Source organism: uncultured Thomasclavelia sp. (genome assembly GCF_944324745.1).
In the GTDB taxonomy this organism is placed as follows: Bacteria; Bacillota_I; Bacilli_A; order Erysipelotrichales; family Coprobacillaceae; genus Thomasclavelia.
Genome location: NZ_CALUXO010000073.1, coordinates 74,177 through 87,103, shown reverse-complemented (window position 1 = coordinate 87,103; position 12,927 = coordinate 74,177). Strand labels below are relative to the sequence as shown.

The 12,927-nt window shown below is 30.2% G+C and carries 15 protein-coding genes; 4 read left to right on the top strand and 11 right to left on the bottom strand.

All coding sequences use genetic code 11. From position 1 onward, the window contains the following. Window position 1: 1 nt before the first annotated feature. From Q0K54_RS09455 to Q0K54_RS09445, 3 genes are all read right to left on the bottom strand, one after another. The gene (locus Q0K54_RS09455) at window positions 2–706 is read right to left on the bottom strand and encodes a hypothetical protein (protein WP_294580547.1); all 705 of its coding nucleotides are present in this window, start codon (window positions 704–706) and stop codon (window positions 2–4) included. Next, on the bottom strand, window positions 700–1,398 hold the full coding sequence (locus Q0K54_RS09450) for an ABC transporter ATP-binding protein (protein WP_294580544.1): 699 nt from the start codon (window positions 1,396–1,398) through the stop codon (window positions 700–702). The genes Q0K54_RS09455 and Q0K54_RS09450 overlap by 7 nt, the downstream gene beginning before the upstream one ends. Before the next feature lie 70 nt (window positions 1,399–1,468). Further along, window positions 1,469–2,047: a hypothetical protein gene (locus Q0K54_RS09445; protein ID WP_294580542.1), complete on the bottom strand. Its 579-nt coding sequence runs from the start codon at window positions 2,045–2,047 to the stop codon at window positions 1,469–1,471. Between the two features lie 97 nt (window positions 2,048–2,144). Here Q0K54_RS09445 and Q0K54_RS09440 point away from each other — a divergent pair, with 97 nt between their 5' ends. Continuing rightward, window positions 2,145–2,984 (top strand): undecaprenyl-diphosphate phosphatase, encoded by an 840-nt coding sequence (locus Q0K54_RS09440; protein WP_294580539.1) that lies wholly within the window; start codon window positions 2,145–2,147, stop codon window positions 2,982–2,984. 376 nt (window positions 2,985–3,360) lie between these two features. On the opposite strand, the gene Q0K54_RS09435 is transcribed toward Q0K54_RS09440, so the two are convergent. Together Q0K54_RS09435 and Q0K54_RS09430 are read right to left on the bottom strand one after the other, a co-directional pair. Further along, a complete protein-coding gene (locus Q0K54_RS09435; RefSeq protein ID WP_294580537.1) occupies window positions 3,361–3,684 on the bottom strand; it encodes a hypothetical protein in 324 nt (107 codons plus the stop codon). Beyond that, window positions 3,674–4,930, bottom strand: coding sequence for a DNA repair protein (locus Q0K54_RS09430; protein ID WP_294580534.1), 1,257 nt, complete (start codon window positions 4,928–4,930; stop codon window positions 3,674–3,676). The genes Q0K54_RS09435 and Q0K54_RS09430 overlap by 11 nt, the downstream gene beginning before the upstream one ends. A gap of 135 nt (window positions 4,931–5,065) precedes the next feature. Between Q0K54_RS09430 and Q0K54_RS09425 the strand changes: the two genes are divergently transcribed. Next, window positions 5,066–5,659, top strand: coding sequence for a LexA family transcriptional regulator (locus Q0K54_RS09425; RefSeq protein WP_294580531.1), 594 nt, complete (start codon window positions 5,066–5,068; stop codon window positions 5,657–5,659). Between the two features lie 7 nt (window positions 5,660–5,666). Here the strand turns inward: Q0K54_RS09425 and Q0K54_RS09420 are convergent, their stop codons facing one another. Then, on the bottom strand, window positions 5,667–6,851 hold the full coding sequence (locus Q0K54_RS09420) for a HAMP domain-containing sensor histidine kinase (protein WP_294580530.1): 1,185 nt from the start codon (window positions 6,849–6,851) through the stop codon (window positions 5,667–5,669). Next, complete coding sequence (locus Q0K54_RS09415) at window positions 6,839–7,519, bottom strand: response regulator transcription factor (RefSeq protein WP_294580528.1); 681 nt, start codon at window positions 7,517–7,519, stop codon at window positions 6,839–6,841. The genes Q0K54_RS09420 and Q0K54_RS09415 overlap by 13 nt, the downstream gene beginning before the upstream one ends. Window positions 7,520–7,683: 164 nt before the next feature. Between Q0K54_RS09415 and Q0K54_RS09410 the strand changes: the two genes are divergently transcribed. Next, window positions 7,684–8,958: a patatin-like phospholipase family protein gene (locus Q0K54_RS09410; protein ID WP_294580527.1), complete on the top strand. Its 1,275-nt coding sequence runs from the start codon at window positions 7,684–7,686 to the stop codon at window positions 8,956–8,958. Between the two features lie 15 nt (window positions 8,959–8,973). Here the strand turns inward: Q0K54_RS09410 and Q0K54_RS09405 are convergent, their stop codons facing one another. From Q0K54_RS09405 to Q0K54_RS09390, 4 genes are all read right to left on the bottom strand, one after another. After that, window positions 8,974–9,999 carry a Gfo/Idh/MocA family oxidoreductase gene (locus Q0K54_RS09405; RefSeq protein ID WP_294580525.1) on the bottom strand — a complete coding sequence of 342 codons (1,026 nt, stop codon included), beginning with the start codon at window positions 9,997–9,999 and terminating at the stop codon, window positions 8,974–8,976. Then, window positions 9,989–10,969: a Gfo/Idh/MocA family protein gene (locus Q0K54_RS09400; RefSeq protein WP_294580523.1), complete on the bottom strand. Its 981-nt coding sequence runs from the start codon at window positions 10,967–10,969 to the stop codon at window positions 9,989–9,991. The genes Q0K54_RS09405 and Q0K54_RS09400 overlap by 11 nt, the downstream gene beginning before the upstream one ends. Before the next feature lie 10 nt (window positions 10,970–10,979). Further along, window positions 10,980–11,387: a heme-binding protein gene (locus Q0K54_RS09395; RefSeq protein WP_294580521.1), complete on the bottom strand. Its 408-nt coding sequence runs from the start codon at window positions 11,385–11,387 to the stop codon at window positions 10,980–10,982. 113 nt (window positions 11,388–11,500) lie between these two features. After that, a complete protein-coding gene (locus Q0K54_RS09390) occupies window positions 11,501–12,295 on the bottom strand; it encodes a MurR/RpiR family transcriptional regulator (protein WP_294580519.1) in 795 nt (264 codons plus the stop codon). Between the two features lie 104 nt (window positions 12,296–12,399). On the opposite strand from Q0K54_RS09390, the gene Q0K54_RS09385 reads away from it, so the two are divergent. Continuing rightward, window positions 12,400–12,927, top strand: a complete 528-nt coding sequence (locus tag Q0K54_RS09385; protein ID WP_294580517.1) for a biotin transporter BioY — start codon at window positions 12,400–12,402, stop codon at window positions 12,925–12,927.

Genomic DNA, 12,927 nt, shown 5'->3' with positions numbered 1-12,927 from the left:
ACTATTCCACTTCAATATGATGGTCAATCAAATAAACAGTCCCTAAATAAAATAAAACTGATAGAACCATACTTACTAAAATTGAACTTATCGTATCATAAATATCAATAGATAACTGTGCTAAAATATTACCAAATAAAATTAATCCAATAACATAAATCACAATACCAAATAATGTTTTATATTTAGGAATATATTTTGTCTTAGTTAAAGTGATTACAAAATAAAATGATAAAATCATCGCGATTGTCGCCAATAAAGCATCTACTAAATCCCGAATAAAACCGCTAAAATTTCCTAAAACGATTCTAACTGTTTCATAAAGTCCATCAAACAATGATGTTAAAGGAATTTCACCAATCATCATTATTAGTAAAACAATCCCCAACACTAAAACCAGCGAACTAACAATAACCCAAACTAAACTTCCTATTAACTTAGCTCCAATCAACTGATTAGTAGTTACCGGTAACGTTAAAGTTAAATAACCAGGTCGTTTGTACATTGAACGATTAAAACTAATAATAATATTTAAAAAGATAGCAATTGATATTCCAATCACTGCTACCACAACTAGAATACTTAAAATATTACCAATAAAAATAGGCATAATTGGAGTAATAGCACATAAAATCAAAAAGATTGCAAAGGTCAGTAAATACTGCCGATATGATTCAATTATTTCATATTTCAATAACTTTAACATCTAAATTCCTCCCTGAAGATTTCATCAATTGACTGTTTTCTTTCCTGTCGTAATAATTCACTGTCTTGATGTAAAACGATTTTCCCATCTTTTAAAAAGATGACTTCATCAAAAATAGTTTCTAAATCACTTATTAAATGAGTAGAAATCAACACCAGTGCATCTGGATCGTAGTTATTTAAAATGACATCCAAGATTACTTCTCTGGAAGCAGGATCCACCCCAGCAATCGGTTCATCCAAGATATATAATTTTGCTTTCCGTGACATTACTAGACACAACTGAAACTTCTCTTTCATTCCTTTTGACATGGCTTTAATTTTCATTTGCGGATTTAAATCAAATCGTTTCATTAATGTTAAACAATTTTCCCGATCAAAATCAGTATACAAATCATTAAAAATATTTAAAACATCTTTGACATACATCCAGTCTTGAAAATAATTGTCATCAGGTAAATAAGAAATAACTTGACGACTATGCACTCCAATTTTTTGACCATCAACTAGAATCTGTCCCTGATAATCTTTTAATAAACCATTGATTATTTTAATCAAAGTTGTTTTTCCAGAACCATTAGGTCCTAATAAGCCAATAATTTTACCAGATTGCAATGTTAACGAAACATTATCCAATGCTTGAAACCGTCCATAGCTTTTAGTGACATTATTAACTCTTAATATTTCACTCATAATAAACCCTCCTACTGTATTAATACACTAATACAGTAACACATATTATTATTTCCGTCAACACCTCAGCTTATTTTTTTACTAATTGGTTATAAAGCAGTTCATGAATAAATGAATACCCAACATCTAGTTTCTTTTTTAAATGCAAATATTTACTGATACTTTTTTCATCGTTGATTGCCAGCTGTTTACAAATTTGGATAAAACGATCATAATTTTCCACATATAGTTTATCAATCATCCCAATTACATATTGTTTTTTGATCCGTTCATTACGTGTCAAACCATATTCTTTGATCAACCCTTCATCATACATTTGATATTCTATAGTTGTCAGTGGCTGTTTTTTTAAATAATCATTGATTAAATTTCGCTGCTTCATCGTAGTTAACGAACGATAAGCCAGCTTACCACAAGGATTAATTTCAACAACCACACTGTAAAAACCATCACCGACAATAAAAATACGATTAAAATATTCTCTTTGTTCTAGATCAAGACAACCATAAATAAAATCATGTAAAGTCTTTTGATCTACTCGATAACCCGGTAATCTGGAGATGATTTCTAAATCATCATCTTCATCCCATTCATACGGTTCTAGAAGCTCTTCGTCTTCCTTAACCCAATTTACGATAATATCTTTCATAATGCCCTCCCGTATAAATATATGACAATTTTATAAAATCATGTTTTTTGTATCTTTTTATTTTCAATTAAGTTATAATGATGTCTGAGGTGAAAAAATGGAATTGATCAAAGATATCATTATCTATGGCATCTTAGGGGCTATTCAGGGATTTAGTGAGCCAATTCCTATTTCAAGTAGTGGTCATTTAGTTATTTTCCAAAGGATTTTTGAAAAACTTGGATTGATTGTTCCTCAAATAAATGACATCACTTTTGAAATTATTGTTAATACTGGCTCGTTACTTGCAATCATGTATTATTATCGACAAGAAATCATTGAATTATTCATTGCTTTTTTTAGTTATATTTTTAACTCTAAAACACGGGATTATTTCGAATATGAATTTAGATATTGTATTTTATTGATCGTTGCTACCATTCCTGCAGCAATCGGTGGTTTACTGTTTAATGATAAAATTGAATCAGCTTTTTCTAATCCAAAATTAGTTGGCTGTATGCTTTTAATTACCGCCATCTTTTTACTATTGATACATAAATTTGGTTATCATGGTAAAAGAACGGCACGAAAACTTAATCTATTTGATGCGCTTAGAATGGGACTATTTCAGTTATTAGCGCTATTACCAGGAATTTCACGTAGTGGCGCAACTTTAACTGGTGGAATGTTGGGAGGATTAACCCAAAAAACAGCGCGCGATTTTTCTTTCTTTATGTTTATGCCAGTTAGTATTGGCGCTATTGTTTTACAATTGACTCATCTAGATTTTACTACCTTAAGTTCTTTATGGTTACCATATATAATTGCATTTATTATCAGTGGTATCGTTACTTATGGTTCCCTGAAACTATTATTTAAACTATTGGAAAAACGTGGATTAAAAGTTTTTTCTGTTTATTGTCTAGTTATTGGGATTATCTGTATTTTATTTTTATAAACTAAAAGCTATTAGCTCATCAATTCAATAATTTTATTGAACAGAAAATTTTAAACATTCAAATTTTCTGTTTTTCTTTTAATAATATCATTGACTAGTACTCAAACACTTTTGTCCTTGGATTTTATCACGTAATTTACATTCCTTCCAAATTCTTCAAATACGCCACACATCTTAGCTATTCCCACACTTTTTTTAATATATTATCTAAATTTTTAAAACACTACCTGTCATTATCCTTAATTCCTAAATCTTTTTTTATTCAAAAAATATTTAAAATTATTACTACCGTCTATTAAATATAATAAAAGTAGTATTAAATAAAAACAGAAGTACCGGCGACTACTTCTGTTTTTGATAATATATAAATGTCTACTTAAAATTGTCCATCCAGCTCGACAATTCTATCAAAACTAATTTGCCGATTTACAACTATTAAGACTTTTCTTTCTAAATCAACTTTACTAACTAAACCTTCAAATAAAACATATTCATTATCATCATAATAAACAACCCGGGCCATTTGTCCTGGTTGCAGTGACTTGATCTTCCAGTCAAGTTCATATAAACTATCGGGGGCCAAATCACGCTTCGATACTATAATTCGCTCTTTTGTTTTCAATAGCTCATTAAAACCTTTTAAGGCATCATATGATAAAAATAACTTAGCTCGCTGTAGTTTCTTTTGATTATTTTTCATTATGTCCCCCTATTAAAGTATTACGTTTTAATGTTGTTGCCTTATCCAATTTATTCATCCCCTTAAAAATAGCATTTTTACCATACTTCTCTTTTATCTTTATAATTGCCAATTCCAAATTACGTTCTTCATTGATTTCCTCAATATCGGTAAACAAATCATAACTTTCATAAATCTCATTAACTACATCACCAAAAGTAATTCCAATCTGGCGAATAGGATACTGTTTATTGGTTTTTAAAGTAAACAACTCGATAAACTCATTCATTAAAATTTTCAGTGAATTAGTTCGAACTGTCAGCTTACGTTGTCCTCTGGTTCCCGGAATTATATTTTTTGAATAGCCAACTGATAAATAAATCACATCAGTTACTAATTGTTTTTTAATCAGGCGTAAAACATTTAATTCCACCATCTCCTTTAATACTAATAAAGCACTTTGATAATCATAATCTTCAAATAATATTTGCGAATTAGATAACGAATTGTGTTTGGGCTGATATTGTTTAATTTCAGCAATTGTTGTCGGTTCCTTGCCCCAGGCATGATCGATCAGATATTCAGCGTTAATCCCAAATTCCTGATACAATTCATCTTGACGATGATGGGCAATTCCATACATGTCATCTATTTGATACTTTAATAATCGGTTAGCGATTCCTTTACCAATATGCCAAAAATCTGTTATTGGATGATAGTGCCACAAATATTTTTGATACATCGATTCATTTAAAATACCAATATTATCTTTTGAATGTTTGGCAATAATATCTAAGGCGATTTTAGCCAAATATAAATTAGTGCCAATTCCGACCGTTGCTGTAATATGGGTTTTAGCATAGATTTCATCGATGATCATTTCAGCTATCGCCAGTGGTTTCATTTTGTAATAATTTAAATATGGGGTAATATCTAAAAAAGCTTCATCAATAGAATAAATATGAATATCGCTAGAAGCAACAAATTTTAAATAGATGCCATAAATCATCGCTGCATATTCCATGTATAAACGCATCCTTGGCATAGCGGTTATATAAGTAACCTGTTTAGGAATTTCAAATAACCGACAACGATTTTTAATTCCTAATGCTTTCATCTTAGGCGTAATTGCCAAACATAAAGCTCCTTGACCTCTAGTTGGATCAGCAACAACTAAATTGACTTTAAAAGGATCTAATTTCCGAACAGAACATTCAACCGATGCAAAAAAAGATTTTAAATCAATACACAAATACACTCGTTGCATTACGCTCACCTCAAAGTCATTATAGTATTTTGAATGTGCATAATACAATCAATTTATGCACTTTTGTCAACTTTTTGATTTAAAATCCTTTATTTTAACTTTTAATTAGGCTATAATAGCTACGAGGTGACAACCATGGAACTTAAACAATTCATCAAAGAATATAAATCCCGCTATCATCTAACTAACCAGCAGATTGCTAAAGAATTTGGGGTTACTCATACAACAGTTGGACGCTGGTTAAATGGAACTGTTAAGTCTTTACAACAAGAAACAATTGATAAAATGTCAGATATTTTAGGTTATGATGTTGGAGCTTTATTAAATGGCACAGCTATTACCCTAAAAAAACCAATTTTAGGAATGGCTAAAGCCGGTTATGATTTATTTTTGGATGATAATTATCTTGGTGAAGAAAGAATTACTTTAGAAGAATATAATTTAGGCGATTATTTTTTAAAAGTAGTCGGTGATTCAATGAAAGATATTGGGATCGTCGATGGTGGTTTGATATATGTTAAAAATTGTTCGGCAGTCAAAAATAATGAAATTGCTGTTGTTGCCATTGGAAATGAAGTCACGATCAAAAAATATTATCAAGATAAAAACGGGATTACTTTAATTGCCTGTAACCCCGAAGTTACCAATAAACATTATAGTCCTAAAGAAGTCAATGATCTACCAGTTAAAATTATTGGTAAAGTTATCTTCGCTAAAAATTATTTTTAAGAGCTTTTTAGCTCTTTTTTATTTTAACAGTAACTAATGCTCCGTTTTGATTTGCAATCTTTAAATTACCACCTAGTTTGCTACTTAAAATAGAACTGATCGTCAGTCCGATTCCAAATGTCCCTTGATTACTGTTAGAATGATAATACATCTTAGTTGCTTCTTGTAAATCTTGATCACTAAAACCAGTACCATCATCTTTGATTGCAAAAAATAAACAATTATCATCTTCACTAATCGTTATTATTACTTGTTTTCTGGCAAAGCGAAAAGCATTATTTAAAATATTTTCTAATATCTTAAAGATGATTTCTTCATCACTATTAATAATTGGACTAGCTGTTTGATTATTGATAATTAATTGTTTATCATTTTTTAAAGCATTGGTATTAAAATCAGCACTTAAATCATCAATTAACGTTGCTAATACTATTTGTTCCTTTTTGACAGCAATTTCTTCAACTTTATGAATATCCTGGATGCATTCCACATATCGAGCTAATCGATTAGACGCTTTTTGCATACTATAGATCGTTTTTTTAGTCGTATCCAGTGGTAATCTTTCTAAATTCTGTTCTAGAAAATCAAGATATCCCTTTAAAATAGTAATCGGAGTCCTTAAATCATGTGAAACTGATAAATTTAATAACTGTCGCTGCTGCGCCATTTGATATAATAATAGATTATTTTGATATAGTTCTTCTCGCATCGTTTCAAAAGTTTTACATAAAGCCCCTAATTCATCATCACTATTAATTTCCAGTTTAAAATCAAGATTTTGCTTAGTTATTTCGATAATACCATCATTTAACTGTTTCAATGGCTGGGCAATCTTTAAGCGATAATAACTATAAACAATCAACGCAAGACCCCCAATAATAATCAATAACGGTCCGGATAGCATCATAAAACTAGAAAAATAATAGAGAATGGTTTCACTATTGCTAAGGGGTATCTCAGCATATAATTCTACTGGGGTAGTATAAGGTAAAATATATTCCCCATCACCAATATAGACTTCACTAAGTTCAATATTAACGAGACGTTTACTATCAAGATTATTTTTAATTTGATCAAAAAATACAACAATTCCAATCGATAAAACTATTACGATCAATAGTCCCGATACCATCATTACTACCAATGATTTTTTTAAAGATAATCGATTAAAATATTGTCTTATTTTTTCCATCGATAACCAACACCCCAAACTGTTTCAATATATTCTTGCAGACTGTATTGCATAAATTTAGCTCTAATTTTTCGAACGTGTTCCTTAATTACTTTTGAATCACCATCACTATCATAACCCCAAATCTGCTGATAAAGTAATTCTCGAGTATAAACCTGACTGGGATTCATTGATAAAATCTTAATAATGGCAAATTCTTTATTAGAAAATTTGATTTCCTGATTTTGATAAAATACTTTTTGCCGACCATAATCTATTATTAAATCATATTCAAACTTTCCTACTGTTGTTCCTTGACTTCGATTTTCCCTTCTTAAATGCGCCATCACTCGAGCATTCAATTCCTCAAGATTAAATGGTTTAGTAATATAATCATCGCCGCCCGACATCAAACCGTTAATAATATCTTGTTTATCAACTCGAGCCGTTAAAAAAATAATGGGACAAGCAATATATCGACGAATCATTTGACAAAACTCCAAGCCATTGATTTGTGGCATATTAATATCTAGTAAAATCAAATCAATTTGATGACTCAATTGTTTTAATGCTTCATCGCTATTTTTAGCTAAATATACATCATAACCATCACTTTCAAACTGCAGCTTAAGCATTTGTAAAATCTCGATTTCATCATCAATTATCAATAATCTATATTTTTCTTTCATTTCAACTACCCCTTTTTATTATCAGCCATAAAAGTCAATTTTTCGTCAAACTTTATAAACAATTATAACTAATCTTTTAACTTTGACAACGAATTAACTGGAATCGATGAAAAAAATGGATTTTTCATGAGCTTCTTCGTATAATTAATTTGAGGTGATATTTAATGATAGCATTAGTTTTAGCCGGTGGTGGGGCTAAAGGGGCTTATCAAGCCGGCTGTATCAAAGCTTTAAAAGAACTCGGTTACAATTTTGATTACGTAACAGGAACATCGATTGGTGCTTTAAACGGCTTATTAGTGGTTCAAGAGGACTATCAGGCATTATATCGATTATGGGACCAGATGAAAATTAGTGATATTTTTGCTCACCCGGTTAATTTTGATTTTTCAATTGAATCAATGCTTTCACAAACTAATTTAATCAAACCATTTTTTAAATCATATCTTAATGAAAAAGGCGCTGATATTACGCCATTAAAAAACATCTTATATCGACTATATGATGATCAAAAAGCGCGAAATAGTAAAATTGACTATGGTATCGTCACAGTTAAATATCCTAGCTTGACCCCATTAGAAATTACTAAAACCAAGATGAAATCACCACTAGTAGAATACGCATTAGCCTCAGCTTCTTGTTTTCCAGCTTTTCCCGTTCATTATATCGATAATCAAGGTTATATTGATGGTGGCTACTTTGATAATTTACCCATATCGCTAGCTTTAAAAAAGCAGCCAGAACAAATTATTGCGATTGAACTCAATCAAGAAACTGCTCATCCTCATTTTTTAAATCGGCCTAACCTTACCATCATTCGCCCTAGTTATCATTTAGGAAAATTTCTTGATTTCAATCGAGATATCCTAGATTGGCGGATTAAACTAGGCTACTATGATACTTTAAAAACCTTTAATCGTTTTATGGGTTATCGCTACACTTTTAAAAAAGAGCAGATTGATCGTGATTATTTACTTACTATTTATCATTTGATCTTAAATTACGAAGATCAAATCAATAAAAGTATCGTAACTAAAAAAATCAGTCAATCGTCTACACCACTAACTGACTTATTAATTGCCGATACTTATTTAATAACATTAGAGTTAAATGACTATTTTATTCGAGCTTTAGAAATTACGATGGAAACATATCATTACCAAAATGATCTACTTTATAACTTCGATCAAGTTTGTAAAGAACTTTTAGTTTCCTTTAATCAAGAATATCAAAAACGCTATAAGATCCTTAAAAGCCATTTTCAAGATATTCCAATCAAAGAAATTTTTAATACCATCAAAACGCTTAGTAGTAACGATGCTATTTGTGCTTTCTATCATTCATTAAAAACTGAAGAACCAATCGAACCAGGTATAATCAGCAATATCTTTTTAAAAGAATATTTAATTGCATTATTTTTCTTAACAATATCAAAATAGAGGCAAATTCTGCCTCTATTTTAAATCCTTAATTCCATTTTCCAATATTTCCATTTGCAATAAAGTTTGCTCTGGCTTAACTAATGCTTCTTGATGATTGACAATAGTTTCATATAAAGCATCATAGTAATAACCATAATCCCCTTTAACTGAAGGAACTTTTTCTTCATGGTAATTACCACCATCATAATAAATCAATGTTCCATATTCTTCTGGTTTATCAATTCCAAAATCTTCATGTCCTGGCATATAGAATAATTTTAAATGTTCTTCCTGTTTATCTTTCTTTTCCTTGATAAACATTCCCTTTTTACCATAAACAACAAAACTTGGTCGATCTTTTACTCTAAAATAACTAGATTTAACAGAAACTTTTAAAACTCCATAATATAAATCTAAATCAAAATAATCATTCATTCTTCCTGTTCCTAATAATTGCCGAACATCATAATGGATATGATCTGGTTTACCAAAATAACTGATAACTTGGTCTAATGTATGACAGCCATGTCCATATAAGTAAGAATTAATACTGCTGAATTCTTTAGTATTTTCAGGAATATAAGGACGGTAGTAATCAAAATGCATTTCTAATTCTAATAAATCACCCAATTTTCCGGATTCAATTACTTGTTGAACTGTTAAAAAATCACTGTCAAAACGACGATTTTGATAACATTGCACCATCAAACCTTTTTCTTTAGCCAAATCAAAAATCTCTTTAGCTTCTTGATAGCTATTAGCAAATGGTTTTTCAACCACACAGTTTTTACCAGCATTTAATACCATTTTAGCATATTGGTAATGAAAAGCTGATGGGGTTGAAATAACAACTACATCAATTTCTGGATCTGTCAAAACATCATCAAGATTCTCACTATAAACTACTCCCGGTACTTCTGCCCAAGTATCTTTAGTATGATCCATCGTATAAATCGTCTTAATTTTAATTTTATCTTTTCGCGTTAAAATAAATGGAATATGATAACGGTTAGCACTTTTACCATTTCCAATAAAACCAACTACTAATTTATTTGTCATTATCAAACACTATCCCTTCTTGTTTTCTTGCTTCATTCATAATCTCACTGACTGTAAGACTAATCTCTAACATTTCATTGACCTTACTAACATCATTTTGATCGATCATTCGAATAAATTCTTTAAATTCATAATATAAACGATGTTTACCTTCATCCAAATCAACTACTTCACTTTCATTTTGATTATTAATATATTCAAATTTAGTTAACTGATTAATTGGTTTATCGATTCTAATAACTCCATTATCGCCCTGGAAAGTCAACATGACTGGTGCTTTACAATCTTTAGCTCCAATACTAACAGCTTTAAACTTACCATAATCTAAAGTTAAAATTCCACTTGTATCAATGTTATGCTCAATATTGGCCAGATAATGTACTTGTTCTGGTTTACCAAACAATCCCGTTAAACCATGAATATTATAAACATTTAAATCCATCAATGCCCCACCGGCTTTATGATAATCAAACGCTGGTAAGATTGTACCTTCTTTAAAGGCGTTATAACGTGATGAATATTGACTATAATTGACACTGACAATTTTAGGATTACCAATTTTAGCCAGATATTTTTTTAAAGCCTGATAAGCTGGTAAATAATGGATATTCATCGCTTCCATCATCAAAACCTGATTTTCTTTCGCTAATTCAATTAATTCTTTTAATTCTTTAGCATTGGCCGTAATCGGTTTTTCGATAATAACATGCTTATGATGTTCAATTGCTTTTTTAGCAAAACTATAATGTAAAAAATTTGGTAAAGCCACATAAACCGTATCAATATCATCAGCCAATAATTGATCATAATCAAAGAAGCATTGATCTAAATGATATTGTTTGACTAATTGCTGGGTTTCTTCTTTAGTTGCTTCTGTTCCTAAAATAGCTGTATATTCAATTTCTAATTGATCATAAGTGGTCAATAGATCCTTAACGATCATTCCTGTTCCTAAAATACCTAATTTCATCTTCATCCTCCTATTGTTTCATTTCATTTAATATGCGAACTATTAGTCCATGATCATCTTGATGCTCTAAACCAGAAATACTAAAAATTCCTCGAATCTCATCATTAATAACTAAAGGATAGCCACCACCACAGATAGCATATTCATCGTTATTAAGCAATTCTTTGAATTCTGTTTGATGCTTAAAAACATACATTGAGGAATGTTTAGAAGCCTTAACAGTATTTTCTTTTAAATTCAACCATAAGTCACTTGTTTTACCATCCATCAAATATTGAAAAACAATATCTCCATCGATCATAACACGAATTCTTAATGGTTTTAACTGTTCAGCTTCAACGATTTTTAAAGCTCTTAAGCCAAAGTTAAAAGCATCCTGATGACTAAATTGTTTAAATGTAATTAATTCTTCATTCATTTCTTTCACCTGCCACAATTATTTTGACATATTAACGCTGATTTGAAAAGAATTGAGGGCAAAAGGGAACATTAGATACGTTTTTTTTATTTTTTTAATCCCGTTTTTAGAACTTAAAGTTCGGTTTTTTTATGTAACAAGGCATAAATAATTGTTAAGATGTAATTAAAAGCCAGCTGTGAATAGAAAGTTGCAATTCGATCATCGTTTTCTTTATGTGGTAAAAGTAAACAATAATCACTTAATTTTACTAATAAACTGCCTTGATTAGCCGTGATAATAATCGTCTTGCAGCCTGACTTTCTGACAATTTGAAGACACTCTAAAAACTTATTAGTTTGACCACGATAAGTTACTAGTAAAACACAATCATCACTAGTAACATTATGACTAGTCGATATTTCTTCATGGTATTCAGTTGCTTCAATAGCATAAATATTAATTTTCATCAACTTATTCATAAAATTTTTAACGGTCAAACTGGTATCCCCAACAGAATAAATAAACACCCGTTTCGATTGATGAATGATACGAACTATTTGTTCCAATTTTTTAAAATCAAGACTGGAATTAATAATATCAATTGTTTCTTTATATAAAGAGCCTAGACTATTGATAATTTCAAAATCTGATTCCGATAAATAAAACGGTTTAGTAAAATCAACTGACTGCTTAACAAATTTATTTGATTCTAATTCTTTAGTTAATTGATATTTAAATTCCTTAAAACCCTCACAACCGAGTTTATGACAAATTCGAATGATCGTTGCATTAGATGAATAGGTAGCTTTAGCCAGCTGGCCAATAGTCATTTGGCTAACTTCATGAAGATTTTGATGAATAAAAGTAGTTATGGGCATTTGACTTTCAGTAAATAAATTTTTATCATTTAATTTTTCTAATAACATAATTTCACCTGCTTATTGTCATTATAAACCAAAATATTTTATAGTAAATCAAATCTTGTTTATTTAATCAAGATTTGATAGAATCGACTCGGAGGTACAATCAATTGAACAAAAAAGTTAAAAATATGCTCTATTGCTCCTTGTTTGCCTGTTTAATGGCTATTTTAGCCCAACTTCAAATTTCCTTACCAACTTTGGTACCGATAACGATGCAAACATTAGGAGTATATATCATTGGTGCAGTTTTAAAACCCAAACTGGCTTTGATCAGTACTTTAGTTTATGTTTTAATGGGGGCCATTGGATTACCTGTCTTTGGTGGTTTTAGCGGTGGCATTGCCAGTTTATTAGGACCTAGTGGCGGCTTCATCTTTAGTTTTCCAATCATGGCTTTATCAATCAGTTTGATTATCAGCCGCCAAAAAAGTATACTAGCTCAAATCATAGCTATGATCATTGGAACTGCAGTTTGTTATTTTATTGGAACCCTTTGGTTTATGTATGTCACTGATGCTCATTTAATCAGTGCGTTAACGATGTGTGTGATTCCATTTTTACCAGGTGATACTTTAAAAATTATCATTGCACTAATTATTTCTAATAGGTTAACTAAAAAAATAGCGAATGATTAA

What these genes read in the sequence shown, in the direction of transcription:
- Q0K54_RS09390 (WP_294580519.1), bottom strand. Translation starts at nt 12,295, where the DNA reads ATGTTATTAGAAAAATTAAATGATAAAAATTTATTTACTGAAAGTCAA.
- Q0K54_RS09415 (WP_294580528.1), bottom strand. Translation starts at nt 7,519, where the DNA reads ATGAAAGAAAAATATAGATTATTGATAATTGATGATGAAATCGAGATT.
- Q0K54_RS09400 (WP_294580523.1), bottom strand. Translation starts at nt 10,969, where the DNA reads ATGAAATTAGGTATTTTAGGAACAGGAATGATCGTTAAGGATCTATTG.
- Q0K54_RS09395 (WP_294580521.1), bottom strand. Translation starts at nt 11,387, where the DNA reads ATGAATGAAGAATTAATTACATTTAAACAATTTAGTCATCAGGATGCT.
- Q0K54_RS09445 (WP_294580542.1), bottom strand. Translation starts at nt 2,047, where the DNA reads ATGAAAGATATTATCGTAAATTGGGTTAAGGAAGACGAAGAGCTTCTA.
- Q0K54_RS09405 (WP_294580525.1), bottom strand. Translation starts at nt 9,999, where the DNA reads ATGACAAATAAATTAGTAGTTGGTTTTATTGGAAATGGTAAAAGTGCT.
- Q0K54_RS09435 (WP_294580537.1), bottom strand. Translation starts at nt 3,684, where the DNA reads ATGAAAAATAATCAAAAGAAACTACAGCGAGCTAAGTTATTTTTATCA.
- Q0K54_RS09410 (WP_294580527.1), top strand. Translation starts at nt 7,684, where the DNA reads ATGATAGCATTAGTTTTAGCCGGTGGTGGGGCTAAAGGGGCTTATCAA.
- Q0K54_RS09420 (WP_294580530.1), bottom strand. Translation starts at nt 6,851, where the DNA reads ATGGAAAAAATAAGACAATATTTTAATCGATTATCTTTAAAAAAATCA.
- Q0K54_RS09430 (WP_294580534.1), bottom strand. Translation starts at nt 4,930, where the DNA reads ATGCAACGAGTGTATTTGTGTATTGATTTAAAATCTTTTTTTGCATCG.
- Q0K54_RS09450 (WP_294580544.1), bottom strand. Translation starts at nt 1,398, where the DNA reads ATGAGTGAAATATTAAGAGTTAATAATGTCACTAAAAGCTATGGACGG.
- Q0K54_RS09455 (WP_294580547.1), bottom strand. Translation starts at nt 706, where the DNA reads ATGTTAAAGTTATTGAAATATGAAATAATTGAATCATATCGGCAGTAT.
- Q0K54_RS09440 (WP_294580539.1), top strand. Translation starts at nt 2,145, where the DNA reads ATGGAATTGATCAAAGATATCATTATCTATGGCATCTTAGGGGCTATT.
- Q0K54_RS09425 (WP_294580531.1), top strand. Translation starts at nt 5,066, where the DNA reads ATGGAACTTAAACAATTCATCAAAGAATATAAATCCCGCTATCATCTA.